Origin of the sequence: Xylophilus sp. GOD-11R, assembly GCF_033546935.1 — a bacterium.
Taxonomy (GTDB): Bacteria; Pseudomonadota; Gammaproteobacteria; order Burkholderiales; family Burkholderiaceae_C; genus Xylophilus.
On record NZ_CP137854.1, the window covers coordinates 1,923,946 to 1,950,496 of the forward strand.

Annotated in this window: 31 protein-coding genes; 21 read left to right on the forward strand and 10 right to left on the reverse strand. The window is 64.8% G+C overall.

Going from position 1 to position 26,551, the window contains the following annotated elements; genetic code table 11:
- Nucleotides 1-49 precede the first annotated feature (49 nt).
- The 5 genes from R9X41_RS09010 to rnhA all read left to right on the forward strand — a co-directional run bounded on the left by R9X41_RS09010 (nucleotide 50) and on the right by rnhA (nucleotide 2,416).
- Entirely contained in the window at nucleotides 50-199 is a 150-nt protein-coding gene (locus tag R9X41_RS09010; RefSeq protein WP_318634537.1) for a hypothetical protein, read from the forward strand.
- Entirely contained in the window at nucleotides 196-708 is a 513-nt protein-coding gene (locus R9X41_RS09015) for a DUF4142 domain-containing protein (RefSeq protein WP_318634538.1), read from the forward strand. The genes R9X41_RS09010 and R9X41_RS09015 overlap by 4 nt, the downstream gene beginning before the upstream one ends.
- Nucleotides 709-769: 61 nt before the next feature.
- A complete protein-coding gene (locus R9X41_RS09020) occupies nucleotides 770-1,012 on the forward strand; it encodes a hypothetical protein (protein WP_318634539.1) in 243 nt (80 codons plus the stop codon).
- 96 nt (nucleotides 1,013-1,108) lie between these two features.
- Nucleotides 1,109-1,954, forward strand: coding sequence for a class I SAM-dependent methyltransferase (locus R9X41_RS09025; protein WP_318634540.1), 846 nt, complete (start codon nucleotides 1,109-1,111; stop codon nucleotides 1,952-1,954).
- A gap of 12 nt (nucleotides 1,955-1,966) precedes the next feature.
- Nucleotides 1,967-2,416 carry a ribonuclease HI gene (rnhA, locus tag R9X41_RS09030; RefSeq protein WP_318634541.1) on the forward strand — a complete coding sequence of 150 codons (450 nt, stop codon included), beginning with the start codon at nucleotides 1,967-1,969 and terminating at the stop codon, nucleotides 2,414-2,416.
- Here the strand turns inward: rnhA and mobA are convergent.
- Together mobA and moaA are read right to left on the reverse strand one after the other, a co-directional pair.
- The gene (gene mobA, locus R9X41_RS09035; protein ID WP_318634542.1) at nucleotides 2,413-3,015 is read right to left on the reverse strand and encodes a molybdenum cofactor guanylyltransferase MobA; all 603 of its coding nucleotides are present in this window, start codon (nucleotides 3,013-3,015) and stop codon (nucleotides 2,413-2,415) included. The two genes, rnhA and mobA, sit on opposite strands and share 4 nt — an antisense overlap.
- Before the next feature lie 26 nt (nucleotides 3,016-3,041).
- Nucleotides 3,042-4,187 (reverse strand): GTP 3',8-cyclase MoaA, encoded by a 1,146-nt coding sequence (gene moaA / locus R9X41_RS09040; RefSeq protein ID WP_318634543.1) that lies wholly within the window; start codon nucleotides 4,185-4,187, stop codon nucleotides 3,042-3,044.
- 205 nt (nucleotides 4,188-4,392) lie between these two features.
- Between moaA and R9X41_RS09045 the strand changes: the two genes are divergently transcribed.
- The 3 genes from R9X41_RS09045 (at nucleotide 4,393) to ppa (ending at nucleotide 6,531) form a co-directional block, all read left to right on the forward strand.
- Entirely contained in the window at nucleotides 4,393-5,016 is a 624-nt protein-coding gene (locus tag R9X41_RS09045) for a superoxide dismutase (protein WP_318634544.1), read from the forward strand.
- A gap of 10 nt (nucleotides 5,017-5,026) precedes the next feature.
- Nucleotides 5,027-5,908, forward strand: coding sequence for a ZIP family metal transporter (locus tag R9X41_RS09050; protein WP_318634545.1), 882 nt, complete (start codon nucleotides 5,027-5,029; stop codon nucleotides 5,906-5,908).
- A 92-nt stretch (nucleotides 5,909-6,000) separates the two neighbouring features.
- Nucleotides 6,001-6,531 carry an inorganic diphosphatase gene (gene ppa / locus R9X41_RS09055; RefSeq protein ID WP_318634546.1) on the forward strand — a complete coding sequence of 177 codons (531 nt, stop codon included), beginning with the start codon at nucleotides 6,001-6,003 and terminating at the stop codon, nucleotides 6,529-6,531.
- A 66-nt stretch (nucleotides 6,532-6,597) separates the two neighbouring features.
- Here the strand turns inward: ppa and R9X41_RS09060 are convergent, their stop codons facing one another.
- Nucleotides 6,598-7,746 (reverse strand): GNAT family N-acetyltransferase, encoded by a 1,149-nt coding sequence (locus R9X41_RS09060; protein WP_318635181.1) that lies wholly within the window; start codon nucleotides 7,744-7,746, stop codon nucleotides 6,598-6,600.
- Nucleotides 7,747-7,836: 90 nt separating this feature from the next.
- On the opposite strand from R9X41_RS09060, the gene R9X41_RS09065 reads away from it, so the two are divergent.
- Nucleotides 7,837-8,175: a P-II family nitrogen regulator gene (locus R9X41_RS09065; RefSeq protein WP_318634547.1), complete on the forward strand. Its 339-nt coding sequence runs from the start codon at nucleotides 7,837-7,839 to the stop codon at nucleotides 8,173-8,175.
- A gap of 18 nt (nucleotides 8,176-8,193) precedes the next feature.
- Here R9X41_RS09065 and R9X41_RS09070 read toward each other — a convergent pair whose 3' ends face one another.
- Genes R9X41_RS09070 through R9X41_RS09095 form a run of 6 tightly spaced genes read right to left on the reverse strand, consistent with a single transcriptional unit; the run spans nucleotide 8,194 to nucleotide 11,556 of the window.
- The gene (locus R9X41_RS09070) at nucleotides 8,194-8,790 is read right to left on the reverse strand and encodes an LOG family protein (protein ID WP_318634548.1); all 597 of its coding nucleotides are present in this window, start codon (nucleotides 8,788-8,790) and stop codon (nucleotides 8,194-8,196) included.
- An 8-nt stretch (nucleotides 8,791-8,798) separates the two neighbouring features.
- Nucleotides 8,799-9,221, reverse strand: a complete 423-nt coding sequence (locus tag R9X41_RS09075) for a diacylglycerol kinase (RefSeq protein ID WP_318634549.1) — start codon at nucleotides 9,219-9,221, stop codon at nucleotides 8,799-8,801.
- 6 nt (nucleotides 9,222-9,227) lie between these two features.
- A complete protein-coding gene (locus R9X41_RS09080) occupies nucleotides 9,228-9,788 on the reverse strand; it encodes an RDD family protein (protein WP_318634550.1) in 561 nt (186 codons plus the stop codon).
- A gap of 54 nt (nucleotides 9,789-9,842) precedes the next feature.
- Nucleotides 9,843-10,523, reverse strand: coding sequence for a DUF3106 domain-containing protein (locus tag R9X41_RS09085; RefSeq protein ID WP_318634551.1), 681 nt, complete (start codon nucleotides 10,521-10,523; stop codon nucleotides 9,843-9,845).
- A gap of 14 nt (nucleotides 10,524-10,537) precedes the next feature.
- Complete coding sequence (locus tag R9X41_RS09090; protein WP_318634552.1) at nucleotides 10,538-10,993, reverse strand: DUF3619 family protein; 456 nt, start codon at nucleotides 10,991-10,993, stop codon at nucleotides 10,538-10,540.
- Nucleotides 10,990-11,556 carry an RNA polymerase sigma factor gene (locus tag R9X41_RS09095; protein ID WP_318634553.1) on the reverse strand — a complete coding sequence of 189 codons (567 nt, stop codon included), beginning with the start codon at nucleotides 11,554-11,556 and terminating at the stop codon, nucleotides 10,990-10,992. The genes R9X41_RS09090 and R9X41_RS09095 overlap by 4 nt, the downstream gene beginning before the upstream one ends.
- 261 nt (nucleotides 11,557-11,817) lie before the next feature.
- Between R9X41_RS09095 and R9X41_RS09100 the strand changes: the two genes are divergently transcribed.
- From R9X41_RS09100 to R9X41_RS09155, 12 genes are all read left to right on the forward strand, one after another.
- Nucleotides 11,818-13,623 carry an acetolactate synthase 3 catalytic subunit gene (locus R9X41_RS09100; protein WP_318634554.1) on the forward strand — a complete coding sequence of 602 codons (1,806 nt, stop codon included), beginning with the start codon at nucleotides 11,818-11,820 and terminating at the stop codon, nucleotides 13,621-13,623.
- Nucleotides 13,624-13,739: 116 nt separating this feature from the next.
- Nucleotides 13,740-14,231 (forward strand): acetolactate synthase small subunit, encoded by a 492-nt coding sequence (gene ilvN, locus R9X41_RS09105; RefSeq protein ID WP_318634555.1) that lies wholly within the window; start codon nucleotides 13,740-13,742, stop codon nucleotides 14,229-14,231.
- Between the two features lie 145 nt (nucleotides 14,232-14,376).
- Nucleotides 14,377-15,393 carry a ketol-acid reductoisomerase gene (gene ilvC, locus R9X41_RS09110; RefSeq protein ID WP_318634556.1) on the forward strand — a complete coding sequence of 339 codons (1,017 nt, stop codon included), beginning with the start codon at nucleotides 14,377-14,379 and terminating at the stop codon, nucleotides 15,391-15,393.
- Nucleotides 15,394-15,536: 143 nt separating this feature from the next.
- Nucleotides 15,537-16,373, forward strand: coding sequence for a CDP-diacylglycerol--serine O-phosphatidyltransferase (pssA, locus tag R9X41_RS09115; RefSeq protein ID WP_318634557.1), 837 nt, complete (start codon nucleotides 15,537-15,539; stop codon nucleotides 16,371-16,373).
- Nucleotides 16,374-16,573: 200 nt separating this feature from the next.
- The gene (gene leuA / locus R9X41_RS09120) at nucleotides 16,574-18,271 is read left to right on the forward strand and encodes a 2-isopropylmalate synthase (RefSeq protein ID WP_318634558.1); all 1,698 of its coding nucleotides are present in this window, start codon (nucleotides 16,574-16,576) and stop codon (nucleotides 18,269-18,271) included.
- A 307-nt stretch (nucleotides 18,272-18,578) separates the two neighbouring features.
- On the forward strand, nucleotides 18,579-19,613 hold the full coding sequence (gene pbpG, locus R9X41_RS09125; protein ID WP_318635182.1) for a D-alanyl-D-alanine endopeptidase: 1,035 nt from the start codon (nucleotides 18,579-18,581) through the stop codon (nucleotides 19,611-19,613).
- 162 nt (nucleotides 19,614-19,775) lie between these two features.
- Complete coding sequence (locus R9X41_RS09130; protein ID WP_318634559.1) at nucleotides 19,776-20,417, forward strand: peroxiredoxin; 642 nt, start codon at nucleotides 19,776-19,778, stop codon at nucleotides 20,415-20,417.
- 89 nt (nucleotides 20,418-20,506) lie between these two features.
- Nucleotides 20,507-21,502: a sulfate ABC transporter substrate-binding protein gene (locus R9X41_RS09135; protein WP_318634560.1), complete on the forward strand. Its 996-nt coding sequence runs from the start codon at nucleotides 20,507-20,509 to the stop codon at nucleotides 21,500-21,502.
- Nucleotides 21,503-21,524: 22 nt separating this feature from the next.
- Complete coding sequence (gene cysT, locus R9X41_RS09140) at nucleotides 21,525-22,373, forward strand: sulfate ABC transporter permease subunit CysT (RefSeq protein WP_318634561.1); 849 nt, start codon at nucleotides 21,525-21,527, stop codon at nucleotides 22,371-22,373.
- A gap of 1 nt (nucleotide 22,374) precedes the next feature.
- Entirely contained in the window at nucleotides 22,375-23,280 is a 906-nt protein-coding gene (cysW, locus tag R9X41_RS09145; RefSeq protein ID WP_318634562.1) for a sulfate ABC transporter permease subunit CysW, read from the forward strand.
- Nucleotides 23,281-23,296: 16 nt separating this feature from the next.
- Complete coding sequence (locus tag R9X41_RS09150) at nucleotides 23,297-24,403, forward strand: sulfate/molybdate ABC transporter ATP-binding protein (protein WP_318634563.1); 1,107 nt, start codon at nucleotides 23,297-23,299, stop codon at nucleotides 24,401-24,403.
- Between the two features lie 115 nt (nucleotides 24,404-24,518).
- Nucleotides 24,519-25,043, forward strand: a complete 525-nt coding sequence (locus R9X41_RS09155) for a disulfide bond formation protein B (protein WP_412556700.1) — start codon at nucleotides 24,519-24,521, stop codon at nucleotides 25,041-25,043.
- Between the two features lie 156 nt (nucleotides 25,044-25,199).
- Here R9X41_RS09155 and argA read toward each other — a convergent pair whose 3' ends face one another.
- Nucleotides 25,200-26,549 carry an amino-acid N-acetyltransferase gene (argA, locus tag R9X41_RS09160; protein ID WP_318634564.1) on the reverse strand — a complete coding sequence of 450 codons (1,350 nt, stop codon included), beginning with the start codon at nucleotides 26,547-26,549 and terminating at the stop codon, nucleotides 25,200-25,202.
- Nucleotides 26,550-26,551 lie beyond the last annotated feature (2 nt).

Below are 26,551 nucleotides of genomic sequence, written 5' to 3' on the forward strand. Positions count from 1 at the left end.
CGTTCGACGCTGACAGGCGCCTGTGGCGAGTGGGCAGAAAAGCAGGGTCATGAACACTTCACCTGCAAAAAAGAATTCTTCGACCGATGCGGAGCCCGGACCACCGAACTCGGAGGATTCAGTGCCCCAGGACGAGGGAACCGACAACCGGTGGCAGATGGAGCCGCTGGAAAATCGCAAAGAGAAAGAATCCAAATGACCAGGTTCCTTCGCTACCTTCCGGCCCTGGGATTGGTGTGCCTGTCGACCCTCGCCCAGGCCGATGGCGCCTTCAACCAGACCGACCGGCGCTTCGTCACTGACGCCGCCAACGCGGGTGTGTACGAGGTTCAGGCCGCGCAGGTGGCGGTGAAGCGGGCGCAGAGCGCGGACGTGAAAGCGTTTGCGCAGATGTTGCTGAGCGATCACGAAAAAGCGAATGTGGCTTTGGAGAAATTGGCGGCGAGCCGTTCGATGGAGCTGCCGCGCGAACTGCCGCACGAGCTGCGTGGCCGGGTCCAGGGGCTGGAGCGGGAACAGCCGGAGAAATTCGATCGGGAGTTCGTGCAGAAAGTGGGCATGGACGACCACGACAAGGACATCAGGCTGTTCGAGAACGCCGTGGCGAAGTCCACCGATCCGGAGTTGAAATCCTTTGCCGTGAAGACCCTGCCGGAGTTGAAGCAACATCGCCAGCATGCACAGGGCCTGATCGGAAAACTGCGTTGAATCGGCCGCGAGCAGCTTCCACTCCCATCGACACGAGGCCGCGACACCACGCGGAGGCACCATGAGCATTCACGGACATTCGATGGGCAAATACGCCTTGCAGATCGCGACGGACGCTTCGGGGGCGTTTCGCTGGCTGGTAGTCGAAATGCTGGTAGACAGCATCTCCTCGCCGATCTCGGTGTCCGAACGCGACTATTCGAGTTACGAGGAGGCGCTGGCGGCCGGTGGCGCTGAGCTCCAGCGTGCCGAACGGGCTGCGGCTGCGGCTTCCGGACGCGCCGCGAGCCTGGGCTCTTCATAGCCTCAGCGGTAATAATGCCGGGCAGCCCGCGACGCCTGTCGCGGTTCCACGTCGCACCACCGGCCTGCCCGCCGGACCAGCCTGGGATGTCGATCGATGCAAAGCGCTGAAACCTCCAGCCTGCAGTCGTGGTTCGCCACGCCTGCGGGTCAATATCTGCTGGCCTGGGAGCAGTCGCGGTTCGACGCGGCGGTGGACGACATCTTCGGCTACCACGGGGTGCAGCTCGGGCTGCCGGCGCTCGACGGGCTGGCGTCGAGTCGGGTCCGGCGAACCTGGCTCGCGGTGGATGGCAGCCATGCCACCGCGACGGGCGAGCGCACCGCGGTCGGTGGGGCGCATGCGCTGGTCACCGATTTTTCGGCGCTTCCGTTCGACACCGCCAGCCTCGACATGGTGCTGATGCCGCATACCCTCGATCTGGCCACCGACCCGCACGCGGCCTTGCGCGAGGCAGAGCGTGTGCTCGTGCCGGACGGCAAGCTGGTGATCTGCGGCTTCAATCCGGCCAGCCTTTGGGGTGTCGCGCAGCGGCGGGCCGATTTGTTCGGGCGTATCGGCCTGGGCCAGCGATTTTTGCCGGTTCGGCAGGACAGCATCGGCTACCGCCGACTGCGCGACTGGTTGCGCCTGCTGTCCTTCGAGGTCGAGAGCAGCCAGTTCGGCGGTTTTCGGCCAGCGGTGCGCAGCCAGCAGTGGCTCGATCGCTTTCGGTGGATGGACACGGCGGGCGACCGCTGGTGGCCTATCCTCGGTGCGGCGTACTTCATGGTGTCGACCAAGCGCGTCGCCGGCATGCGCCTGATCGCGCCGGCCTGGAAGTCGCGACCCGCGCGCAAGGAGCCGGCGGCCGTGCCGGTCGCGGGGCGCGACAATGTCGCCCGGCACGCGCCGTCGCCGGTGCCACGGCCGCGTCCTTCCTCTTCTTATCCCGATTCGTAGCGAAGCTTTTTCTTGAACCACGTAGAGATCTATACCGACGGCGCCTGCAAAGGCAATCCAGGGCCGGGCGGCTGGGGCGTTCTGCTGAAATCCGGCGAACTCCATAAAGAAATGTTCGGCGGCGAGAAGCTGACCACCAACAACCGCATGGAGATGATGGCGGTGATCGAAGGGCTGCAAGCTCTGAAAAAGCCGTGCAAGGTCACTCTCTACATCGACAGCCAGTACGTGCTCAAGGGCATCACCGAATGGGTGAAGGGCTGGAAGGCGCGCGGCTGGCGCACCGCGAGCAAGGAGCCAGTGAAGAACGTGGAGCTGTGGCAGCGGCTCGACCAGCTGGTGGCGAGCTGCGGCCATACCATCGAATGGCGCTGGGTCCGGGGCCACAACGGAGACCCGGGCAACGAGCGCGCCGATGCGCTGGCCAACATGGGCGTCGACAAGGCGCTGGGGCGCATCTAGCGCTGGATCGGGTCGCCGTCCGGCGGCAGGGCGGCGAGTTCTTCGGCCGTGTTGACGTTGGCGAAGTCCTGGCTGTCGTCGAAATCGACCATGGTGGCGCCGTGTGACGACGCCCAGCGACGCACCCGCTTTTCTCCTGCGGACAGGGCTTGCGCCAGTTCTTCGCGCAGCGAAGTGTTGACCAGCAGAAACACCGGTTGGGCTGCGCCTCCGGCTTGCGCCATGGCGATCGGGCTGCCGGTCTCGTCTGCAGCCTGGGCCAGGCGCGCGACCAGATCGGCCGGAAAGAGCGGACTGTCGCAGGGCACGGTGGCCAGCCAGTCGGTCCGGCAGTTCGACAGGCCGGCCAGCAAGCCGGCGAGGGGGCCGGCGAAGGCGTCGTCCGCATCCGGCCAGACCGGTACGTTCCAGCTTTGGTAGACCTCCAGATGCCGATTGGCATTGATCGCGACATCGCCGACCTGGGGCCGGAGCCGCCGCAGGGCACGCGCCGCCAGGGGCTCGCCCTGCCAGGTCACCAGGCCTTTGTCGGCGCCGGCCATCCGGCTGCCTCGGCCACCGGCGAGCACCAGTCCGGTGATCCGGGAAATATGCGGCATGGGTCGAGCGTCGGCGCCTAACGGGCTTATCCGCCGATGAAGCTCATCTCGACCCGGCGGGCGCCAGGAGCCTCCGCGCGCTCCGGCGGAAGGTCGGCACGAAGTTCCGAGTAGCGGTCGGCGCGGTCTTGCCAGATGCCGGCGATGGCCGACGCCAGTTCGTCGTCGGTGCCGCCGTCGCGCAGTAGGCCGCGCAGATCGTGGCCGTCCCGGGCGAATAGGCAGAGAAACAGCCGACCGTCGGTGGACAGGCGTGCCCGGTTGCAATCGCCGCAGAAGGCTTCGGTGACGCTGCTGATGAAGCCGATCTCGCCCTGGCTGGCGTCTGGCCGGCCGGAGGCGTCGGCGTAGGCCCAGCGCTGGGCGGTTTCACCCGGCGTGGCGGCGGGAATCGCGACCAGCGGCAATTCGGCGCGCAAGCGGGCCAGCAGTTCGGACGAGGGCAGCACTTCGTCCATGCGCCAGCCGTTGGTGCTGCCGACATCCATGTATTCGATGAACCGCAGCACCACGCCCGTACCCCGGAAGTGGCGCGCCATGGGCAGCACCTGGTCGTCGTTGGTGCCGCGCTTGACGACCATGTTGACCTTGACCGGTCCCAGCCCGGCGTGCAGGGCGGCGTCGATGCCGTGCAGCACGTCGGCGACCGGAAAGTCCACGTCGTTCATGCGGCGGAACACGGCGTCGTCCAGGCCGTCGAGGCTGACCGTGACCCGGCGCAAGCCGGCGTCCTTCAGGGCAGCGGCCTTGCGGGTGAGCAGCGATCCGTTGGTGGTGAGGGTGAGGTCGGGCGTTTCGCCATCGACCGTCTTCAGCAAAGCCAGTTGCGCCACCAGCGCTTCGAGGTTGCGCCGCAGCAGCGGTTCGCCGCCGGTCAGTCGCAGCTTGCGCACGCCCTGGGCCACGAACAGGCCCGCGATACGCGCGATTTCCTCGAAAGTCAGCAGCGAGGCGTGCGGAAGATAGGGGTAGTCCTTGCCGAACACTTCCTTGGGCATGCAATAGTTGCAGCGGAAGTTGCAACGGTCGGTCACGCTGATGCGCAGATCGCGCAGGGGGCGGCCCAGGCGATCGACCAGTTCAGAAGCTGGCGTCGCCACGATCGTGCGCGACCGGCCGACGTGTCGCAGGTCGAGCAGGGGGTGGATCGTGGTGGTCTGGGCGGGAGGCATCCTGCCATTGTCGCGTTCAACGGCGTCGCCGCAGGTAATGGGCTGTCAAATCCGTGCGCGATGAGGCCTTTTGACCATCCGGCGGCTGTCGTGGTGCATACAGGTAGTGTTACAGGGCCTGGATCGGCAGCCCGCAGACTATCGGTCACGCGCGTTGTACAGACCGTGTATAAATGCGAGTGAAACTCATTTGAAGGATTGATTCATGCCTTTCAGCCTGCCCACGCTCCCTTATGCCTACGACGCGCTCGAGCCGAACATCGATGCGCAGACGATGGAGATTCACTACACCAAGCATCACCAGACCTACGTGAACAACCTCAACGCGGCGCTGAAAGACACGCCGCATGAGGGCAAGTCGATCGAGGAACTGGTGGCGGGCGTGGAGCAACTGCCCGAAAACCTGCGGGCACCGGTGCGCAACAACGGCGGCGGCCACTACAACCACAGCCTGTTCTGGACGGTGATGACGCCGGGTGCCGCCGCGCAGCCCGATGGTGATCTGGCCAAGGCCATCGACGCCGATCTGGGCGGGCTGGCCGCCTTCAAGGAAGCATTCACCAAGGCCGCCCTGACACGCTTCGGCAGCGGCTGGGCCTGGCTGTCGGTCACCGAGGGCGGCAAGCTGGCGGTGGAGAGCAGCGCCAACCAGGACAGTCCCCTCATGACCGGCATCGGCTCGGGCAACACGCCGATCCTGGGCCTCGACGTCTGGGAGCACGCCTACTACCTCAAGTACCAGAACCGTCGGCCGGACTACATCGCCGCTTTCTACAACGTGGTGAACTGGCCCGAAGTGGCCCGTCGCTACGCTGCGGCCCGCGGCTGAGCGGTTCGCCATGCTCGGCGCTTATTCGGCAAGCTTCAGTCGGCGCCGTTTCGGCATGGCGGTCGTGTTGGCGGCCGCCGTCGCCACGGGCATCCAGGGCTGGCAACTGGTCGCTACGAACGAGGTGGTGCGTGATGCGTTCCTGGGCGGACTGGTGGCGGCTTTCGCCACGGCGCTCGGAACGGTGCCGGTGCTGTTCTCGCAGCGGCTGTCCGAGCGGACGCAGGACACCCTGTTCGGCTTCGGCGCCGGCGTGATGCTGGCCGCCAGCGCCTTCTCGCTGATCATCCCTGGCATCGCGGCGGCGCGCGACAGCGGCATGAACGCGTGGAGCGCCGGCGGCGTCGTCGGCGCTTCCATCCTGCTCGGCGGACTGGTGCTGCTGGTGATGGAGCGGCTGGTACCGCATGAACATTTCATCAAGGGCGTGGAAGGGCAGTCGTCGCACACCTTGCGGCGCAGCTGGCTCTTCGTGTTCGCGATCGCGCTGCACAACCTGCCCGAGGGCCTGGCGATCGGCGTCGGTTTCGCCGGCACCGATCCGCTGCGCGCCAGCGCGCTCGCCACGGGCATCGCCATCCAGGATCTGCCAGAGGGATTAGTGGTGGCGGTTGCCCTGCTCGCCGCGGGTTACAGCCGCAAGCTGTCGGTCGGTGTCGGCATGGCGTCGGGTCTGGTCGAGCCGGTCGGGGCATTGCTGGGCGCGGCGGTCATCGAGTATTCGCAGGGCCTGCTGCCCTGGGGACTGGGCTTTGCCGGTGGCGCGATGCTGTTCGTGATCAGCCACGAGATCATTCCCGAATCGCATCGCAAGGGGCATGAAGCCTGGGCGACCGGCGGGCTGATGATCGGGTTCGTGCTGATGATGCTGCTCGACACTGCCTTGGGCTGATCGATCCCGCCAGAGGGCGCTGGCTACAATGCCGGCGCCCGTTCCGCGCCTCTGCAGCGCGGCTGATTTCCTCCATCCAATCCACATCTTCCATGGCCTTCGACAAAGTCTCCCCCGGCAAGAATCCGCCGGATGTGTTTAACGTCATCATCGAAATTTCGATGAACGCCGATCCGGTCAAGTACGAAGTCGACAAGGACTCCGGCTGCGTGTTCGTGGACCGCTTCCTGACCACGGCCATGCACTACCCGACCAACTACGGCTACGTGCCGCAGACGCTGTCGGGCGACGGCGATCCGGTCGACGTGCTGGTGATGACGCCGTTCCCGCTGCCGCCCGGCGTGGTGGTGCCCTGCCGCGCGATCGGCATCCTGAAGATGGAAGACGAAGCCGGCGTCGACGGCAAGGTGCTGGCCGTGCCCACCACCAAGATCCTGCCGATCTACGAAAACATCCAGAAGCCCGAAGACCTGCACCCGATCCTGCTCAAGCAGATCAGCCATTTCTTCGAGCACTACAAGGACCTGGAAGCCGGCAAGTGGGTGAAGGTGCTGGGCTGGGAAGGCAAGGAGGCCGCCCACCAGGAAATCACCGAAGGCATCGCCAACTACAAGAAGGACTGATCGTTCGCGCCAGACGCACGGCTTTGAGGCTTCAACATGAAAAAAGGAGTCGATGGACTCCTTTTTTCATTCGTGCCGGAAGGGTGAGCGAGCATCGAGGTGCTCCATGTAGTCGGCGATGCCGCTGCCTTCGCGCTCCAGAAAACGCTCCACCGCTTCGGAAAAATCGGCCCGGGCCAGCCAGTGCGCGCTGGTGGTCGACACCGGCATGAGCGCCCGCGCCATCTTGTGTTCGCCCTGCGCGCCGCCTTCGAAGCGCGCCACGGCGTGGGCGATGCACCAAGCCAGTGGCTGGTAGTAGCAGGCTTCGAAATGCAGGCAGTCCACACGCTCCAGCGCGCCCCAGTAACGGCCGTAGGCGACGCGCGGGTTTCCATCCTCGAGGTCCAGGGCGATCAGACTGCTGGCGATCGGGCGGCCTTCACGTTCGGCGATGAACAGCAGCCAGTTCTCCGGCATGTCGTGCTGCATGCGGCGAAAGAAATCGCGGGTGAGATAGGGCGCGTTGCCGTGCTCGAGGTAAGTGCGCTCGTAACAGCGGTAGAAGAAGTCCCAGTCGGCGTCGGTGATGTCGCTGCCGTGCATCGACCGGAACGAAACGCCGGCTTGCGAAACCTTGCGGCGTTCCTGGCGAATCTTCTTGCGCTTTTCCTGCGTGAGTCCCTCCAGGAATTCGTCGAAGTCGGCATAGGGCGAGGATGCACGGTTGTGCCAGTGGAATTGCACCGTGTGCCGCAGCATCAGGCCCGCCTCTCGGCAGGCGTCGACGTCTTCTGCTGCCGCGAACAACAGATGCAGCGACGAGAGTTCCTGCGCTTCGCACCAGGCCACCAGCGCACCCGCCAAGGCCACGCGCGCTGCGCTATCGCGGGCCAGTAGTCGCGCCCCGGGAACCGGCGTGAACGGTGCGGCCACCAGCGCTTTGGGGTAGTACTGCAATCCGTGCTGCTCGTACGCGCTGGCCCAGGCCCAGTCGAATACGTACTCGCCGTACGAATGCGATTTGAGATACAGCGCACAAGCGGCGTCCAGCGAATCGCCGCGGTGCAGCGTGATGAAGGCCGGCGACCAGCCCGTGCGGGCGGTGGCGCTGCCGCTCCGGTCCATGGCGTTCAGGTAGGCATGGCGCATGAACGGGCTGGGATGGGCCTGCATGGATAGGAGCTCATCCCACTGTTCTGCAGCGATGGAGGCCGGGTCGGTGTGGACGCGCATCGTCAGTTCATCGCGCTTTTGCTTCACGGTGCGTTACCTTCAGGTCAAAATCACTTCGACAACCACAATCCAAACCCTTCAGGAGTCGACATGAAACTCATCACTGCCGTCATCAAGCCGTTCAAGCTCGAGGAGGTGCGCGAAGCATTGGCCGCATGTGGCGTCAGTGGCATGACCGTAACCGAGGTCAAGGGTTTCGGCAGGCAGAAGGGTCATACCGAACTCTACCGGGGCGCCGAGTACGAGGTCGATTTCCTGCCCAAGATGAAGGTGGAGGCCGTGGTGGCCGACGCCGACAGCGCCCGCTGCGTCGAAGCCATCGTGAACGCCGCGCGCACCGGCAAGATCGGCGACGGCAAGATCTTCGTCACCGCTGTCGAGAAGGCCTTCCGGATCCGAACCGGCGAAGAAGACGACTCGGCGGTCTGAACCCGCCGCCAGTCGGCATCAGATCACGCTGCGCAGCGGGGCGGTATCGCCCACGCTGCCGCGGGTGGCGTCGATCAAGGCGGCAAGCAATGGCTCCGGATCGGTGCCGACCTTCAGGAACGCCGCGGTCTGCGCGTTCATGAAGCCCTTGGCGACGGTCTCGTGCACGAACGAGATCAGCGAGTCGTAGTAACCGGCCACGTTGAGCAGACCCATCGGCTTGTCGTGGTAGCCGAGGTGTCGCCAGGTCCAGGCCTCGAATAGTTCCTCGAAAGTACCGATGCCGCCGGGCAGGGCCAGAAACGCGTTCGACCGTTCCGCAAGCATCGCCTTGCGTTCGTGCATGGTGGACACCACGTGCAGTTCGTCGCAGCGCTGGTTGGCGGCCTCGCGATCGACGAGCGTCTGCGGAATCACGCCCACGACTTGCCCGCCCGCTGCCTGCGTCGCGTCCGCGACGATGCCCATCAGCCCGGCGCGACCGCCACCGTAGACGAGGCGCCCGCCCGAGCGACCGATCCAGTCACCCACGCTGCGCGCGGCTGCGGCGAATCGCGGGTCGGCGCCTTCTCGCGAGCCGCAATAGACACAGAGGGAAAAGGCAGGTTCGGCCATAGGACGTTTCAGGCAAATCGGTGGAACAGGGCGGCAACCCATAGGCTGCCGCTCAGGATAAGCGCGAGGAACACCGCCGCGCTGCCCATATCCTTGGCCTGTTTGGAGAGACGGTGCCATTCCGGCCCGATGCGGTCGATGGCGGTTTCGATGCCGGTGTTGAGCAGTTCCACGATGAGCACCAGTACGGCCGATCCGGCCAGCATGCCGACTTCCGCCCAACCGTCGCCGATCCAGAAGGCCGCCGGCACCAGCACCAGCGCAATCAGTACTTCGTGGCGGAAAGCAGGCTGTCCCCAGCCCGCGCGCAGCCCGGCGATGGAATAGCGCGTGGCGTGCCAAAGTCGGGAAAAGCCCTTGCGGGACTTCTGTGCATCGGTCGCTTCACGCGTGACGGGCGAGTTGGGGTAGTTGGTCCGAATCTTCGACATGGCGATCTAACGCCCCGGTCTGCGGGGAGGCGCGCGGTAGGTGATCAGCCGGGTGCCGGCCAATGCGTCGTGAACGAACTGCCGCGTCGGGTGCAGCCGGCTGGCAAGCGCCCAGCAAGTCATCCAGCCGACCAGAGCGACCAGGGTTTGCGGCAGGCTGGCGTGCAGGAGAACGCTGGCGCCGAGCGGCGGCAAGAACCACAGCCAGGCGAGCAGATAGCGGCAAAGCGCGCGCATCTGAGTCACCGCGCGACCGTCGCGGTCGACCAGCCGGATGTGCCAGGTCTTCATGGCCAAGGTCTGGCCCCGGGTCCAGAACCAGACGAAATAGATACCGAGCACCACGAAGAGAAAGGCCATCAGGGCGTGGCGATTGTCGAGTGCGTTGCGGGTCTGACTGAGGGCACCGAATAGATAGCCGGCGATGAACACCACGCCGAACAACAGCACACCTTCGTACAGCCAGGCGGCGAGGCGACGGGCGATGGACGGCGCGAGTTTCGGCAGGCTCTCCTGGGTCGCATCGGAAAGCCCGACGCGGCCGTCGGGATGCAGATCGGGGGTCATCTTCGGCTGGGCTCACTGCTCGTGACACATGGCAGCAGGGCGGATCGCTGGGGATCAGGGAGCCGGAAGATGCTGCGGGAGAAGCGTATTGTGATCGACCTCGGAGGCGGGAACGCCCACCCGGGGCGACCGACTCGGATCGGCGCCTGACGGCACCAGCCTGACCATGGTGGGCCCACGGGTCGCGCTGACTGGTGTCGCTACGCCCGGGCGGCGCGGCACGACCGTCGCGGCGAGCTTGTCGCGCTCTTCTCCGGTGAGGGCTTGGTAGGCCTCCCAGCGCGCCTTTTTTTGGTCAGGGTCGACCTTGCGCGCTTCAGCATAGTTCAACCGAGCCTGGTCGCGCTCTGGCGCACTGAGCCCTGCCCATGCACTCATGCGTTCATGCACCCGGCTTTTCTCATCGGCAGGCCAGGCGTTGAAATTGCGGGAAATGGCGATCCACTTGCGCCGGTGGCCCTCTGACAGGGTGGTCCAGTGGGGTGCCAGCGGTGCAAGCGCCTCGCGTTGCTCCTGCGTCAGCTCGTTCCAGGACGGTCGGGAAACGGCCGCCGCTGCGGTTGGAGTCGCGATGGGCACCGCTGACGGGCCTTTGGGCGACAAATGCGCCTGCGCCCAGGTGCCCTGAGCGCATGCCAGCAGCATGCCGACCGCGCCTGCAAGCGTTCCGACCGCGCGCGCGCAGTGGCGCACGCGGCGAGCCCAATGCGATGGAGCCAATTTGCGCATCAACATGGTGGCGAAAGTGCCTATCGTTCCTGCACTTCGTTGCCGCCTTGCAAGCCGTTGCGCAGGAATTCGATGAATCCCGGATCGGTGTAGGCGGAGGGGGGCAAGTCGTCGGTCAGCAAGGCGCTGTCGACCTCGACGAGTTCGCTCAAACGGTCTTCGTCCTGGAGCGCGTGGATCGTGATGAGCCCGCCGACGAGGACGAGGAGCGGCAGTGCGGTGGCCATGCGGCCCCAGAGACCCGGGCCGCCGCTGCCCAGTACGACCGCCGAAGTGCCGTTGGCGAAGACCGCCGAGGCCGTGCGGGCCCGGACGTTGGCCACCTTGCGTCGTGCCACGGCCTGCAGGCGGATGGATTTCAAGCGGGCGCGGATATCGGGGTTGAGGTTGCGTGCGCCGGCTTCCAGGCGGGCCGCGACCCGCTCGCCGAATTCGTCCTGCAGCTGCGCTTCGGTGATCTTGATCGTCGAATTCATAGTTTTATTCCCCTGGCTTTCAGCGCCGCGGCGAGGGCACGCACCGCGCGGGAGCAATGTGTCTTGACGCTGCCTTCGGAGCAGCCCATGGCGGATGCGGTTTCCGCTACATCCATTTCCTCCCAGTAACGCATCAGGAAAGCCTCGCGTTGACGTGTGGGAAGCTCTTGAATCTCGGATTCGATCTGGCGCAGTATTTCGGCGCGCGCGGTGGTGTCCTCGGCGCTTTCGGTGCGTTGGCTGCCGTCGTCGACGACCAGGGCTTCCAGCAAGTCGAAATCGCCGTCGTCGCCGGCCGACTCGAAGTCGCCCAGATTGGAAAACAGCGCATTGCGAGTCTTCTGGCGGCGGAACCAATCGAGGGTGCAATTCGACAGGATGCGCTGGAACAACATCGGCAGCTCTTCGGCCGGTCGGTCGGCGTAGTGCTCCGACAGGCGGAGCATGCTGTCCTGCACGATATCCAGCGCGGCTTCCTGGTCACGCACGTGGTAGACCGAGCGCTTGAAAGCGCGCGTTTCCACGCTGTGCAGGAAGTCGGATAGTTCTTTGTCTGATGCCAAGGCGGAACGGGTTGGGGCGACGCGGCACCGCCGAGCGGTGCGGTCACATTATTCCATCCCGCGATTTTTTGGGCCGGGCAGGGTGTTTCCGTGCCGCACAAGTGCAATAATGCGAGTTGCAAGTCAAACAGCAAACGGGCTTCGGTTTGGTGCGTCACATCGCCCTCATGGCCGCTAGTCCAAAGTTCCGACGCAACCTCACAAGGGTTCTGCGAAGGGGCACCCTAGGTTTTTCGTCAGAGAAATTCTCAAAGGTTCATCATGGAAATCTCCAAGGCCGAAATCAGCTCGGCAGCTGCGGCGTCCGCAGCATCCACCCCGTCCAGTCCCCAGCCAGATTCCGCCTCCATCGAGCTCATGGGCTCCGAAGTGCTGATGAAGGCGCTCCAGGCCGAAGGCGTCGAGTTCGTCTGGGGTTATCCGGGCGGCGCGGTGCTCTACATCTACGACGCGCTCTACAAGCAGGACGCCATCCAGCACGTGCTGGTGCGCCACGAGCAGGCGGCCGTCCACGCAGCCGACGGCTACGCGCGGGCTACCGGCAACGTCGGTGTGGCGCTGGTCACGTCCGGCCCGGGCCTGACGAACGCCGTGACCGGCATCGCCACCGCGTACATGGACTCGATTCCCATGGTGATCGTGAGTGGCCAGGTGCCCACGGCCGCCATCGGCCAGGACGCGTTTCAGGAATGCGACACCGTCGGCATTACCCGGCCCATCGTCAAGCACAACTTCCTCGTCAAGGACCCGCGCGATATCGCGATGACGATGAAGAAGGCCTTCCACATCGCGCGCACCGGCCGTCCCGGCCCGGTGGTGGTCGACATCCCGAAGGACGTTTCCTTTCGCAAGACCCCCTACGCCGGTTACCCGCAGACGGTGGAGATGCGTTCGTACAACCCGGTCAAGCGCGGTCACGGCGGCCAGATCCGCAAGGCGCTGCAGCTGCTGCTCAACGCCAAGCGCCCCTACATCTACACCGGCGGTGGCGTGCTGCTGGGCAATGCCTCCGACGAACTGCGCACCCTGGTCGACCTGCTCGGCTATCCGGTCACCAACACGCTGATGGGCCTGGGCGCCTACCCGGCGTCCGACCCGAAGTTCCTGGGCATGCTCGGCATGCACGGTACCTGGGAAGCCAACAACGCCATGCAGCACTGCGACGTGCTGCTGGCCGTCGGTGCACGCTTCGACGACCGGGTGATCGGCAACGTCAAGCATTTCGCGCAGAACGAACGCAAGATCATCCACATCGACATCGACCCCTCGTCGATCTCCAAGCGGGTGAAGGTCGACGTGCCGATCGTCGGTGACGTGAAGGACGTGCTGACCGAGCTGATCACCATGATCAAGGAGTCGTCGGCACAACCCGACGGCGGTGCGCTCAAGGCCTGGTGGGACACCATCGGCGAATGGCGCAGCCGAAAAAGCATGGCCTACAGCCTGGGCGCGGGCGACGTGATCAAGCCGCAGTACGTGGTCGAAACCCTCTGGAACATGACCAAGGACGCCGACACGTACATCACCTCGGACGTGGGCCAGCACCAGATGTGGGCGGCGCAGTACTACCGCTTCGACAAACCCCGCCGCTGGATCAATTCCGGCGGCCTGGGCACCATGGGCGTGGGCATTCCCTACGCCATGGGCGTGAAGATGGCCAAGCCGGAATCGGAGGTGTTCTGCATCACCGGCGAAGGCTCGGTGCAGATGTGCATCCAGGAGCTTTCCACCTGCCTGCAGTACGACACGCCGATCAAGATCTGCGCGTTGAACAATCGCTACCTGGGCATGGTGCGCCAGTGGCAGGAGATCGAATACTCCAGCCGCTATAGCCACAGTTACATGGACGCGCTGCCCAACTTCGTGAAACTGGCCGAAGCCTACGGGCACGTCGGCCTGCTGATCGAGCATCCGCGTGATGTCGAGCCCGCCCTGCGCGAGGCGCGGCGCCTGAAGGACCGCACGGTGTTCATGGACTTCCGGACCGATCCAACGGAAAACGTCTTTCCGATGGTGCAGGCCGGCAAGGGCATCACCGAGATGCTGCTGGGCAGCGAAGACCTGTAATTTCCCCCGGGCGGCGCCCGGTGCGCCGCTGCTTTCACTCCACCTGAAGAATCTATCGACCGTCGAGCCCGCGCATTACCGTGCGCGGGGGAGGGCGGCGAAAAGAGGAATCGCATATGAAGCACATCATTGCCGTGCTGCTTGAAAACGAGCCCGGCGCACTCTCACGCGTTGTCGGCCTTTTCTCGGCCCGTGGCTACAACATCGAGTCGCTGACGGTCGCGCCGACCGAGGATCCGAGCCTGTCGCGGATGACCATCCAGACGGCGGGCTCCGAAGACGTGATCGAGCAGATCACCAAGCATCTCAACCGACTGATCGAAGTGGTCAAGGTCGTCGACCTGACCGAAGGCGCCTACACCGAGCGTGAGCTCATGATGGTGAAGGTGCGGGCGGTGGGCAAGGAACGCGAGGAGATGAAGCGCATGGCCGACATCTTCCGGGGCCGCATCATCGACGTGACCGACAAGAGCTACACCATCGAGCTCACCGGCGACCAGGCCAAGAACGACGCCTTCCTGCATGCCGTGGAGCGCGGCGCGATCATGGAAACCGTGCGCACTGGTGCCAGCGGCATCGGTCGTGGCGAGCGCGTGCTGCGCGTCTGATTCCCGATTTACTTTTTTCCGCCCGGGCTTCGACAGGCTCGGCATGGGCGGATTCATGTCCGGCGATCCTGCTGAAAACGCATTCGCCCCGAGCCTGTCGATGGGCGTTTTCGCCAACAAGATCCAACAATACCGGAGCACTCCTATGAAAGTTTTCTACGACAAAGACGCGGACCTGAGCCTGATCAAGGGCAAGACCGTCGCCATCATCGGCTACGGCTCGCAAGGCCATGCGCACGCGCAGAACCTCAACGACAGCGGCGTGAAGGTCGTGGTCGGCCTGCGCAAGGGTGGCGCTTCGTGGGACAAGGTCGGCAAGGCCGGCCTGCAGGTGGCCGAAGTGGCCGAAGCCGTCAAGTCGGCCGACGTGGTCATGATCCTGCTGCCCGACGAGCAGATCGCCAACGTCTACAAGAAGGACGTGGAACCCAACATCAAGCAGGGCGCCTCGCTGGTGTTCGCGCACGGCTTCAACGTGCACTACGGCTTCGTGCAGGCGCGCGCCGACCTCGACGTCTGGATGGTCGCCCCCAAGGCGCCCGGCCACACCGTGCGCGGCACCTACGCACAGGGCGGCGGCGTGCCGCACCTGGTCGCGGTGCACCAGGACAAGTCCGGCAAGGCGCGTGACCTGGCCCTGTCGTACGCGGCGGCCAACGGCGGTGGCAAGGCCGGCATCATCGAGACCAACTTCCGCGAAGAAACCGAAACCGACCTGTTCGGCGAACAGGCCGTGCTGTGCGGCGGTACCGTCGAGCTGATCAAGGCCGGCTTCGAAACGCTGGTGGAAGCCGGCTACGCGCCTGAAATGGCCTATTTCGAATGCCTGCACGAGCTCAAGCTGATCGTCGACCTGATCTATGAAGGCGGCATCGCCAACATGAACTACTCGATCTCGAACAACGCGGAATACGGCGAGTACGTCACCGGCCCGCGCATCGTGACCGAAGAGACCAAGAAGGCCATGAAGCAGTGCCTGAAGGACATCCAGACCGGTGAATACGCCAAGAGCTTCGTGCTCGAGGCCGCTGCAGGCCAGCCCACGCTGATCAGCCGCCGTCGCCTGGGCGCCGAGCACCAGATCGAGCAGGTCGGCGCCAAGCTGCGTGCGATGATGCCGTGGATCGCCAAGAACAAGCTGGTCGACCAGACCCGCAACTAAGCGATTCACCATCGTGAAAATGGGGCTGTCGCGAAGGCGACAGCCCCTGTTTTTTTGTGTGACGCACGGTGGCGCTCGCTACACTGCCGGTTGAAAAAGATCAACAGGGACGCCGTATTTCGCGCGCCCGAAGGAAATTGAAAATGGCACAAACACCGCAGGTTCCAGGCGTCCCGGAAGGCGTAGTCGTCCGCAAGCGCCGCAAGGGCATCTACATACTGCCCAACCTGTTCACGCTGGCAGCGCTCTTTGGCGGCTTTTACGCCATCGTCATGGCGATGGATGGCCGGTTCGAGATGGCAGCGGCGGGCGTGTTCATCGCCATGGTGCTCGACAGCCTGGACGGCCGCGTTGCGCGCATGACCAACACGCAGAGCGCGTTCGGCGAGCAGATGGATTCGCTCTCCGACATGGTGTCTTTCGGCGCAGCGCCGGCGCTCATCGCCTACGAATGGGCGCTGCGGGGCATCGGCCGCTGGGGCTGGATCGCCGCCTTCGTCTACTGCGCCTGCGCGGCACTGCGCCTGGCACGCTTCAACGTGAACACGGCGGTGGTCGACAAGCGCTATTTCCAGGGGCTTCCGTCGCCAGCCGCAGCAGCGCTGGTGACCGGCTTCATCTGGCTGATGAACGAGTTCGGCGTGCGCGACGTGGGCAGCGAATACGTCAGCTGGAACGTCGTGGTGTGGGCCACCTTCGTCTTCACGCTCTACGCGGGATTGACCATGGTCACCAACGTTCCGTTCTACAGCTTCAAGGACCTGCGCATGAAGCGCAGCGTGCCCTTTGCTGCCGTGGTGCTGGTGGTGCTGGTCATCGCTGTCATCAACATCCATCCGCCGACCGTGTTGTTCTCGGTCTTCGTGCTGTATGGCCTCAGCGGTTACGTGGTCTATGGCCTGCGCCGATTCCGTGGCCAGCAGACCAGCGTGATCAGCACTTCCACCGAAGAGCCCGACGAGCGTGGATGGCATCGCTGACGCATTTGCGTCAGCGTTTGCTCCTGTGCTAGATTCGCCATTCCATGAATGCCATCGCGCTTTTCCTACTAGCTCTGCCTGACGGGCAGAGACGGTAACGCGCGCGCGCTTTCACCCCCACTCAACGGCCCGTTTGCACCAGCAACGGGCCGTTTTGCTTGGGAGTTGCTGGTTCTTCATCTATTGAAAAAGAGATCGCCATGTTGCAGCAACCCGCATCCAAATACCGCTCGTTTCCCCCTGTCGGCCTGAAGGACCGCACCTGGCCCGACCAGGTCGTCTCGGCGCCGCCCGTGTGGTGCAGCGTCGACCTGCGGGATGGCAATCAGGCGCTGATCGAGCCGATGGACGTCACGCGCAAGATGAAGATGTTCGAGACGCTGGTGGCGATCGGCTTCAAGGAGATCGAGGTCGGGTTTCCGTCCGCGTCGCAGGTGGAGTTCGACTTCCTGCGCATGCTGATCGAAGAAGACCGCATCCCGGACGATGTCACCATCCAGGTGCTCACCCAGGCTCGCGAGCCGCTTATCCGCCGCACCTTCGAGGCACTGCAGGGCGCACCGCGCGCCATCGTGCACCTCTACAACGCCACCGCGCCGGTCATGCGCCGCGTGGTGCTCGGCATGAGCGAAGACGAGATCGTCGACCTCGCAGTGGCCAACGCCCGCCTGTTCCGCGAGCTCGCCGCCGAGCAACCGGCTACGCATTGGACCTTCCAGTATTCGCCCGAGATGTACTCGAATACCGAACTCGCTTTTTCCAAGCGGGTGATCGACGCCGTGGTGGCGGAATGGAATCCGAGCCCGCAGCACAAGTGCATCATCAACCTGCCGACGACGGTCGAATGCTCCACTCCGAACATCTTCGCCGACATGGTCGAATGGACGATTCGCCATGTGGCGCGGCGCGACTCGATCGTGATTTCGGTCCATCCGCACAATGACCGCGGTACCGGCACCGCCACTGCCGAACTCGCTCTGATGGCCGGCGCCGATCGGCTCGAAGGTTGCCTGTTCGGCAACGGCGAGCGCACCGGCAACCTCGACATCGTGAACGTCGCGCTCAACCTCTATACCCAAGGCGTTTCGCCGGGCCTCGACTTTTCGCAGATCGATGAGATTCGCCGAACGGTCGAGCACTGCAATCAGTTGCCGGTGCACCCCCGCCATCCGTATGTCGGCGAACTGGTCTACACCTCCTTTTCGGGCTCGCACCAGGATGCGATCAAGAAGGCATTCGCCGCGCGTCGCGAAGACGATACATGGGACATGCCGTACCTGCCGATCGATCCGATGGACCTGGGCCGCAGCTACGAGGCGGTGATTCGCGTCAACAGCCAGTCGGGCAAGGGCGGCATTTCGTATCTGCTCGAAAGCGAATACGGCCTTGAATTGCCGCGACGCCTGCAGATCGAATTCAGCCAGGTGGTGCAACAGCACATGGACGCCAGCGGCAAGGAATTGTCGGCGCGCGACATCTTCGAACTCTTCGAGCGTGAATACCGTATCGACGACATGCAGACGCCGATCCACCGCGTGGTGGAAGACGCTGGCGTGACCGGTAGTTCGGTGCAGCTCGACGCCACCATCGACTGGAATGGTGAAACCCGTCAGCTCAAGGGGCAGGGCAGCGGTCCGATCGACGCTTTCGTGGCCGGCTTGCAGTCGATCACCGGCAGCAGCATTCGGGTGATCGATTACCACCAGCACGCCATCGGCGCTGGCGCCGATGCGCGCTCGGTCGCCTATGTCGAAGTGCAGATCGATGGCGGCAAGGGCGTTTTCGGCACGGGAATCGACGCGAATATCGTGTCCGCTTCCCTCAAGGCGATCCTTTCGGGCGTGGCGCGTGGTCGCCCCACCGCAACGCCCGCTGCCACCCAGGCGCTTCCTGCCTGATGGGGATAACCGCACTTAAACGTCGAAAAGGGGGGCGGGCCCCCTTTTTGCGTTGCGGTAGTGCTTCGGTTTACAAACTAAAGTACCCATGGTGGTGCCGCCATGGGAAACAACTGCTTATAATTTTGGCAATGCATGATAAAGCCTTCGTAAGTGCTTGAATTTCATGCCGCTTTCCCAGGATTTATATTTCCGCTAGGCCCTGGCCCCGCTTTTCGGAGAACTTTTGATGTCGATTCGTAACGTTTCCATGGTGGCACGCGCTACCCGTTTTGCCGGCGTTCTCGCCGCTGCCGCGTGCTTCGTCATGGTCGGCACCACCCATGGTGCGCAAGCAGCCGAGCGTCAAAAAGCGCCGGTTGCCAAGAAGCAGGCTGCCTCGGCGGCACCTGCGCGCAAGGTCGCGACCACGCGTGCCGCGCCCCGCAAGGCGGTGGCGTCCGGCCGGGTCTCGCAGACCTTCGTGGCCGGTCGCCGCAATGTCGCGCCTGCACGTGTCGCCTATGTGCCGGCGCGTCCCTCCTATGGTCAGCTGGCCGGACTGCACCAGTCGAGCGACCCGCTCGACCTCAAGTCCAGCGTTGCCTTCGTGATCGACCAGGACACCAACGAAGTCCTGCTCAGCAAAAACGACAGCGCCATCCTGCCGATCGCCTCCATCACCAAGCTGATGACCGGCACGCTGATCAGCGAAGCCAAGCTGCCGATGGACGAGTTGATCACCATCACGCAGGACGATGTCGACACCGAGAAGGGCAGCAGTTCGCGCCTGGTGGTGGGCACCACGCTCAGCCGCGGCGAAATGCTGCACCTGGCGCTGATGTCCAGTGAGAACCGCGCGGCCCACGCGCTGGGCCGCACCTATCCGGGCGGCCTGACGACTTTCGTCACGCTGATGAACGCCAAGGCCCGCCAGCTCGGCATGGTCGACACCCACTATGTAGAGCCGACCGGCCTGTCGAGCCGCAACCAGTCGAGCGCACGCGACCTCGCCACGCTGGTCAACGCGGCCTACCAGGATCCGCTGTTGCGCGAACTCACGACCTCGCCCAACTACACCGTCGACATCGGTCGCCGCACCTTGCAATACAACAACACCAACCGCCTGGTGAGCAACCCGGCGTGGGAAATCGGCCTGCAGAAGACCGGCTTCATCAACGAGGCCGGTCAGTGTCTGGTGATGCAGGCCAAGATCGCCGGCCGCAAGCTGATCATGGTGTTTTTGGATTCCGCCGGCCGCCTGAGCCGCGTCGCGGATGCCGAGCGCGTTCGGCGCTGGGTCGAGAGTTCGTCGGCCGCCGCCGCTTCGTCGGCACTGGCGGGCCGGCCGAACAACGGCTGAAGCACCGATAAGCGGTCTGCGCCGGTTCATGACAAGAGACGCCCGCGGGCGTCTTTTGCATTTCTGCTTATGCGTTTTACGCAATAAAGTTAAAAAAATCCGTTTGTTCCTGAATTAAGACCAAGCCCGCAGAATGGCGGTCCATCTATAAGAGGACTCTCCATGGCTACGCTTCGACTTGGCGACACCGTTCCGGATTTCACCCAGGATTCTTCCGTTGGCCCCATCAGCTTCTATGAATGGGCGGGCAATTCGTGGGTCGTGCTGTTCTCCCATCCGGCTGACTTCACGCCGGTCTGCACCACCGAACTCGGCAAGACGGCTGCGCTGTCGAGCGAATTCGCCAAGCGGGGCGTGAAGCCGATCGCAGTGAGCGTCGACACCGTCGAATCCCATGGCAAATGGATTCCGGACATCAACGAGACCCAGAACACGGAAGTGAACTTTCCGATCCTGGCCGACGCCGATCGCAAGGTCGCCACGCTCTACGACATGATCCACCCCAACGCGCTGGCCAACGCCACCGTGCGCAGCGTGTTCATCATCGACCCCAAGCACGTGCTGCGCACCACCTTCACCTACCCGGCGAGCACCGGCCGCAACTTCGACGAGATCCTGCGCGTGATCGATTCGCTGCAGCTCACCGACAGCCACAAGGTCGCCACGCCCGCCAACTGGAAAGACGGCGACGACGTCGTCATCGTGCCGAGCATCCAGGATCCGACCGAGCTGGCCGAGCGCTTCCCCAAGGGCTTCAACCCGGTTCGCCCTTATCTGCGCGTGACGCCCCAGCCCAACCGCTGATCCACAACGGCCTGTCGGCCATCACGGCCGGCGCGCCTCGCCTGGCGCGCCCGCTTTCTCTACGCTCCTTTGTTGAAAACGCTTTCCGCATGAACTCCCGCCTCAAGGCCGCCCTCGCCGCCGCCGCATTCCTGGCCTCCGCCGCCGTTTCGGCGCAGACGCTGCTCAATGCCTCCTACGACGTCGCGCGCGAGTTCTACAAGGACTACAACGCCGCTTTCATCGCCCACTACAAGCAGACGACCGGCAAGGACGTGAAGATCGACCAGTCGCACGGCGGCTCCAGCGCGCAGGCCCGCGCGGTGGCCGACGGCCTCGACGCGGACGTGGTGACGATGAACACCTCGACCGACATCGACTTCCTGGCCGAGCGCGGCGTCGTCGCCAAGGACTGGAACAAGCGCTTCCCCGAAAACGCATCGCCCACCACGTCCACCATGCTGTTCCTCACCCGCAACGGCAATCCCAAGAACATCAAGGACTGGGACGACCTGATCAAGCCGGGCATCCAGGTGGTGGTGGTCAACCCCAAGACCGGCGGCAACGGCCGCTATGCCTATCTGGCAGCCTGGGGCTACATCAAGAAAAAGGGCGGCAGCGATGCGCAGGCCGCCGAGTTCGTCGGCAAGCTCTACAAGAACGTGCCGGTGCTGGGCAAGGGCGGCCGCGACGCGACCACCACCTTCCTGCAGCGCAATATCGGCGACGTGCTGATCACCTTCGAATCGGAGGTCGTGTCCATCAACCGCGAGTTCGGCGACGGCAAGGTGGATGCGGTCTATCCGTCGGCCAGCATCGTGGCCGAGAACCCGGTGGCGGTGGTGGAGCGCACGGTGGCCAAGAAGGGCACCGGCGAGGTGGCCAAGGCCTACCTGTCGTGGCTCTACTCCGACGAGGCACAGGAGATCGCCGTCAAGCATGCGCTGCGTCCGCGCTCGCAGGCCATCCTGAAGAAGCACGCCGATGTGTTCAAGCCGATCCAGCTGTTCACGGTGCAGGAACTGTTCGGCAGCCTCGGCGAAGCGCAGAAGGTGCACTTCAACGACGGCGGCCAGTTCGACAAGCTCTACACCGTCGGCCGCTGAGCGTCGGTCCATCGACACCCCCATGTCCACCGCGCCGATCCGCCGTAAGGGCGGCACGCGCGTGCTGCCGGGCTTCAACCTGACGCTCGGCTACACGCTTTTCTACCTCTGCCTCATCGTGCTGATTCCCCTGTCGGCGCTGGTGCTGCGCAGCTTCAGCCTGAGCGCCGAACAGTTCTGGGCGGCGGTGGCGTCGCCCCGGGTGCTGGCCGCCTACCGGCTGACCTTCGGCGCGTCGTTGATCGCCGCGCTGGTCAACCTGGTTTTTGGCCTGCTGCTGGCCTGGGTGCTGGTGCGCTATCCATTTCCAGGCAAGAAGATCGTCGACGCGCTGGTCGACCTGCCGTTTGCGTTGCCGACGGCGGTGGCCGGCATCTCGCTGACCGCGCTGCTCGCCGGCAACGGCTGGGTCGGGCAGTACCTGGAGCCAATGGGCATCAAGCTGGCGTTCACGCCGGCGGGCGTGGTCATCGCGCTGATCTTCATCGGTATTCCGTTCGTGGTGCGCACGGTGCAGCCGGTGCTCGAAGACACCGAGAAGGAGCTCGAAGAAGCCGCCACCTGCCTGGGCGCGACGCGCCTGCAGACCTTCACCAAGGTGATCCTGCCGTCCATCGCGCCGGCGCTGCTCACCGGTTTTGCGATGGCGTTTGCCCGCGCGATCGGCGAATACGGCTCGGTCATCTTCATCGCCGGCAACATGCCCATGATTTCCGAGATCACGCCGCTCATCATCATCGGCAAGCTGGAGCAGTACGACTACGCGGGCGCCACGGCGGTCGCGGTGGTGATGCTGGCCATTTCCTTCATCCTGCTGCTGGTCATCAACGGCCTGCAGGCCTGGCAGCGCCGACGCGCGGGGATGTCCTGACATGAGCGCTTCCAAGATTCCATCGCGGCGGCCGGTCACCACCGAGTCGCCCTGGGTGCGGCGCACGCTCATCGGCATTGCGCTGGTGTTCCTGTTCCTGTTCCTGTTGCTGCCGCTGGCAGCTGTGTTCACCGAGGCGTTGCGCAAGGGCTTCGACGCCTACCTGGCGGCGCTGCAGGAACCCGACGCCTGGGCTGCCATACGTCTCACGCTGTTGACGGCCGTCATCGCGGTGCCGCTCAACCTGGTCTTCGGCGTGGCGGCGGCCTGGTGCATCGCCAAGTTCGAGTTCCGCGGCAAGGCCTTCCTCACCACGCTGATCGACCTGCCGTTCTCGGTGTCGCCGGTGGTCGCGGGCCTGATGTACGTGCTGGTGTTCGGCGCCAACGGCTGGTTCGGCAGCTGGCTGTCGGACCACGACATCAAGATCATCTTCGCCGTGCCCGGCATCGTGCTGGCGACCGTCTTCGTCACCTTTCCCTTTATCGCGCGGGAGCTGATCCCGCTGATGCAGGCGCAAGGCACGGACGAGGAGCAGGCCGCCATCGTGCTGGGGGCCACCGGCTGGCAGACCTTTTGGCACGTGACCCTGCCCAACATCAAGTGGGGCCTGGTCTACGGCGTGATCCTGTGCAATGCGCGGGCCATGGGTGAGTTCGGTGCGGTGTCGGTGGTGTCGGGCCATATCCGTGGCCAGACCAACACCATGCCGCTGCACGTCGAGATCCTCTACAACGAATACCAGTCGGTTGCCGCCTTCGCGGTCGCCTCGCTGCTGGCGTTGCTGGCGCTGGTCACGCTGGTGATCAAGTCGATCGTGGAATGGCGCAGCGAGCGCGAACGCGCCGCGGCCGACCTGCCGCCCGAGAAACCGCCGACGCTGCCGGTGCCCGGCGCCGTCCGCTGAGAAAGACAGAGCAAACATGAGCATCGAAATCCGCAACGTCAACAAGCAGTTCGGCGACTTCCACGCGCTGCGCGACGTCAGCCTGGACATCGCCTCGGGCGAACTGATCGCGCTGCTCGGCCCCTCGGGCTGCGGCAAGACGACCCTGCTGCGCATCATCGCCGGCCTGGAAAGCGCCGACGCCGGCAGCATCCTGTTCTCGGGCGAAGACACCACCGATGTCCACGTGCGCGAGCGCCAGGTGGGCTTCGTGTTCCAGCACTACGCGTTGTTCCGTCACATGACGGTGTTCGAAAACGTTGCCTTCGGTCTGCGCGTCAAGCCGCGCAACCAGCGGCCGAGCGAAGCGCAGATCAAGGAAAAGGTTCATTCGCTGCTGAATCTGGTGCAGCTCGACTGGCTGGCCGATCGTTATCCGGCGCAGCTCTCCGGCGGCCAGCGGCAGCGCATCGCCCTGGCGCGTGCGCTGGCGGTCGAGCCCAAGGTGCTGCTGCTCGACGAGCCCTTCGGCGCGCTCGATGCCAAGGTGCGCAAGGAACTGCGCCGCTGGCTGCGCCGGCTGCACGACGAGTTGCATGTCACCAGCATCTTCGTCACCCACGACCAGGAAGAGGCGCTGGAAGTGGCCGACCGGGTGGTGCTGATGAACGGCGGCCGGGTGGAGCAGAGCGGCTCGCCGCAAGAGGTCTGGGACCATCCGGCCAGCCCCTTCGTGTATGGCTTCCTGGGTGATGTGAACCTGTTTCACGGCCGCGCCGACCAGGGCCGGGTGAGCTTCGAGGGCGTGAACCTGGAGGCGCCGGAGCATGCGGAGGCCAGCGACCAGCGCGCCTTCGCCTATGTGCGGCCGCACGACTTGGAAGTGCAGGCTTATTACCCCGACGCGGTTGGCGAATCGCACGGTGGCATCCTGGCTACGCTCGAGCGTGCCATCGTGGTCGGCCCGATCGCGCGGTTGGAGCTCGCACCGACGCAGCCGCAGTCGGGCGAGGGTGGCGACACGCCGGCCATCATCGAGGCCCAGTTGCCGGCCGAGCAATACCGTGCACTCGGCCTGAGCGAAGGCCAGACGGTGCTGGTCACGCCACGCCGCGCACGGGTCTTCGTGGACGACAAGCGCTGAGGCCGCGCAGGCCACAATAAGGCCCTGACCGGCTCGGCGAGGCCGGCGGGGCGGAACCAATCCGGGGGCCGCCGCACCAATGGCAGGGCGACCGCAGTGGCGCCGGAGGAAACCAATCGTGATGAGTATTTTCGGCGCGCAACCGCGCAAGGTCCTGGCGCTGGTCTGCGCCGCATGCGTGGCCATGCTGGCTTTCGGCCTGTACCTGCAACATGTCGTGGGACTGGAGCCTTGCCCCATGTGCATCGTGCAGCGCTACGCGCTGATCCTGCTGGCGGTGTTCGCCTTCGTCGGTGCCTTGCTGGCTGGCAACGGCGGGCGCAAGACGCTGGCTTTTCTGGGCCTGCTGACCGCCGGCTTCGGCGCCTTCGTCGCGGCGCGCCAGAGCTTTCTGCAGTGGTATCCGCCGGAGTTCGCATCGTGCGGCCGTGACTTCTACGGAATGATCGAAACCTTTCCGCTGCAGCGCGCCATTCCCATGATCTTCAAGGGCAGCGGCGACTGCACCGCGATCGATTGGACCTTCCTCGGCGGCTCCATCGCCAACTGGTCGTTCGTATGCTTCGTGGTCCTGGGCCTGGTGCTGTTGGCCGTGCTCGTGACGCCGGCCCGCCGCCCGCGCCGCGTCGGCGACCGATAAGGACCCGGGCCGCCGCTACGAGCGGCGGCGCCTGAGGCTCGAAACATTCGTGATCGGGCAAGCCGGGCAGGCATCCTTGGCTGCATCGGATCTGCGCCACGGTGACGACTCGCTGACGTGACTCCGGAGCGCGCCGAAAAGCGCTCCGCGCCGCCTTCAGGCCAGCTTCTTCACCAGCACCTGGCTCTTGCGATCCCAGTTGTATTTGCGCTTGCGAGCCTCGGGCAGCCAGTCGGGCTCCACCGGCTGGAAGCCCCGCTTGATGAACCAGTGCATGGTGCGTGTGGTCAGCACGAAGATGCTGGTCAGGCCCATGGAGCGGGCGCGCTGCTCGATGCGGCGCAACACCTTCTCGCCGTCGCCCTGGCCCTGGCTGAGCGGCGACACCGTCAGCGCCGCCATCTCGGCGGTGCGTGCGTCCGGATAGGGATACAGCGCGGCGCAGGCGAAGATCACGCCGTCGTGTTCGAGCACCGTGTACTGGTCGGCATCGCGTTCGATCTCGGTGCGGTCGCGCTTGACCAGCGTGCCGTCGCGCTCGAAGGGTTCGATCAACTGCAGGATGCCGCCCACGTCGTCGGCCGTGGCCTGGCGCAGTTCCTCGAGCTTCTCGTCGATCACCATGGTGCCGATGCCGTCGTGTACGTACACCTCCAGCAGCAGCGAGCCGTCGACCGCGAACGGAATGATGTGGTTGCGCTCCACGCCGGCCTTGCAGGCGCGCACGCAATGCTGCAGGTAGAAGGCGACGTCGCTCGGCTGCTGGGGTTGAGGCAATTGGGCCAGCAGGGCCTCGGCGGCGGCCAGCGGCATCTCGGTGTCGATCGGGTTGTCGTCGCTCGCGGGCTCGGAGGGCTGCATGCGCACGCCGGGCACCTCGGTCATGAAGATCAGCTTGTCGGCCTGCAGCTCGATCGCCACGCTGGTCGCGACCTCTTCCATGGTCAGGTTGAAGGCCTCGCCGGTCGGTGAAAAACCGAAGGGCGAGAGCAGCACCATGGCGCCCATGTCGATGCAGCGCAGCAGGGCCTCGGTGTCGACCTTGCGCACCAGGCCCGAATGCTTGAAGTCGACCCCGTCCACGATGCCGACCGGCCGCGCGGTGATGAAGTTGCCCGACACCACCCGCACCTGCGCGCCCGCCATCGGCGTGTTGGGCAGGCCCTGGCTGAATGCTGCCTCGATCTCGTAGCGCAACTGGCCGGCCGCTTCCTGGGCGCAGTCGAGCGCCACGCTGTCGGTGATGCGCATGCCGTGCGAGTAGCGCGCTTCGTGGCCCTTGGCGGCCAGCTGTTCGTTGACCTGCGGCCGAAAGCCGTGCACCAGCACCACCTTCACGCCCATGGACTGGATCAGCGCGATGTCCTGCGCGATGGCCGGTAGCTTGCCGGCGGCGATGGCCTCGCCCGCCACCGCCACCACGAAGGTCTTGCCCCGGTGCATGTGGATGTAGGGCGCCACCGAACGGAACCAGGGCACGAAGGTGAAATTGAAGACGGCGGACATGG

Excerpts from the sequence above, each read along its gene's own strand:
- R9X41_RS09070 (WP_318634548.1), bottom strand. The coding sequence starts at position 8,790 with ATGGCCGAACCTGCCTTTTCCCTCTGTGTCTATTGCGGCTCGCGAGAA.
- pbpG (WP_318635182.1), top strand. The coding sequence starts at position 18,579 with ATGGTCGGCACCACCCATGGTGCGCAAGCAGCCGAGCGTCAAAAAGCG.
- ilvN (WP_318634555.1), top strand. The coding sequence starts at position 13,740 with ATGAAGCACATCATTGCCGTGCTGCTTGAAAACGAGCCCGGCGCACTC.
- moaA (WP_318634543.1), bottom strand. The coding sequence starts at position 4,187 with ATGCCTCCCGCCCAGACCACCACGATCCACCCCCTGCTCGACCTGCGA.
- R9X41_RS09085 (WP_318634551.1), bottom strand. The coding sequence starts at position 10,523 with ATGTTGATGCGCAAATTGGCTCCATCGCATTGGGCTCGCCGCGTGCGC.
- cysT (WP_318634561.1), top strand. The coding sequence starts at position 21,525 with ATGTCCACCGCGCCGATCCGCCGTAAGGGCGGCACGCGCGTGCTGCCG.
- R9X41_RS09130 (WP_318634559.1), top strand. The coding sequence starts at position 19,776 with ATGGCTACGCTTCGACTTGGCGACACCGTTCCGGATTTCACCCAGGAT.
- ilvC (WP_318634556.1), top strand. The coding sequence starts at position 14,377 with ATGAAAGTTTTCTACGACAAAGACGCGGACCTGAGCCTGATCAAGGGC.
- R9X41_RS09065 (WP_318634547.1), top strand. The coding sequence starts at position 7,837 with ATGAAACTCATCACTGCCGTCATCAAGCCGTTCAAGCTCGAGGAGGTG.
- R9X41_RS09050 (WP_318634545.1), top strand. The coding sequence starts at position 5,027 with ATGCTCGGCGCTTATTCGGCAAGCTTCAGTCGGCGCCGTTTCGGCATG.
- R9X41_RS09090 (WP_318634552.1), bottom strand. The coding sequence starts at position 10,993 with ATGAATTCGACGATCAAGATCACCGAAGCGCAGCTGCAGGACGAATTC.
- R9X41_RS09080 (WP_318634550.1), bottom strand. The coding sequence starts at position 9,788 with ATGACCCCCGATCTGCATCCCGACGGCCGCGTCGGGCTTTCCGATGCG.
- pssA (WP_318634557.1), top strand. The coding sequence starts at position 15,537 with ATGGCACAAACACCGCAGGTTCCAGGCGTCCCGGAAGGCGTAGTCGTC.
- R9X41_RS09150 (WP_318634563.1), top strand. The coding sequence starts at position 23,297 with ATGAGCATCGAAATCCGCAACGTCAACAAGCAGTTCGGCGACTTCCAC.
- mobA (WP_318634542.1), bottom strand. The coding sequence starts at position 3,015 with ATGCCGCATATTTCCCGGATCACCGGACTGGTGCTCGCCGGTGGCCGA.
- R9X41_RS09045 (WP_318634544.1), top strand. The coding sequence starts at position 4,393 with ATGCCTTTCAGCCTGCCCACGCTCCCTTATGCCTACGACGCGCTCGAG.
- R9X41_RS09025 (WP_318634540.1), top strand. The coding sequence starts at position 1,109 with ATGCAAAGCGCTGAAACCTCCAGCCTGCAGTCGTGGTTCGCCACGCCT.
- R9X41_RS09020 (WP_318634539.1), top strand. The coding sequence starts at position 770 with ATGAGCATTCACGGACATTCGATGGGCAAATACGCCTTGCAGATCGCG.
- R9X41_RS09010 (WP_318634537.1), top strand. The coding sequence starts at position 50 with ATGAACACTTCACCTGCAAAAAAGAATTCTTCGACCGATGCGGAGCCC.
- ppa (WP_318634546.1), top strand. The coding sequence starts at position 6,001 with ATGGCCTTCGACAAAGTCTCCCCCGGCAAGAATCCGCCGGATGTGTTT.
- R9X41_RS09060 (WP_318635181.1), bottom strand. The coding sequence starts at position 7,746 with ATGCGCGTCCACACCGACCCGGCCTCCATCGCTGCAGAACAGTGGGAT.
- argA (WP_318634564.1), bottom strand. The coding sequence starts at position 26,549 with ATGTCCGCCGTCTTCAATTTCACCTTCGTGCCCTGGTTCCGTTCGGTG.
- R9X41_RS09100 (WP_318634554.1), top strand. The coding sequence starts at position 11,818 with ATGGAAATCTCCAAGGCCGAAATCAGCTCGGCAGCTGCGGCGTCCGCA.
- R9X41_RS09015 (WP_318634538.1), top strand. The coding sequence starts at position 196 with ATGACCAGGTTCCTTCGCTACCTTCCGGCCCTGGGATTGGTGTGCCTG.
- R9X41_RS09075 (WP_318634549.1), bottom strand. The coding sequence starts at position 9,221 with ATGTCGAAGATTCGGACCAACTACCCCAACTCGCCCGTCACGCGTGAA.
- leuA (WP_318634558.1), top strand. The coding sequence starts at position 16,574 with ATGTTGCAGCAACCCGCATCCAAATACCGCTCGTTTCCCCCTGTCGGC.
- R9X41_RS09135 (WP_318634560.1), top strand. The coding sequence starts at position 20,507 with ATGAACTCCCGCCTCAAGGCCGCCCTCGCCGCCGCCGCATTCCTGGCC.
- cysW (WP_318634562.1), top strand. The coding sequence starts at position 22,375 with ATGAGCGCTTCCAAGATTCCATCGCGGCGGCCGGTCACCACCGAGTCG.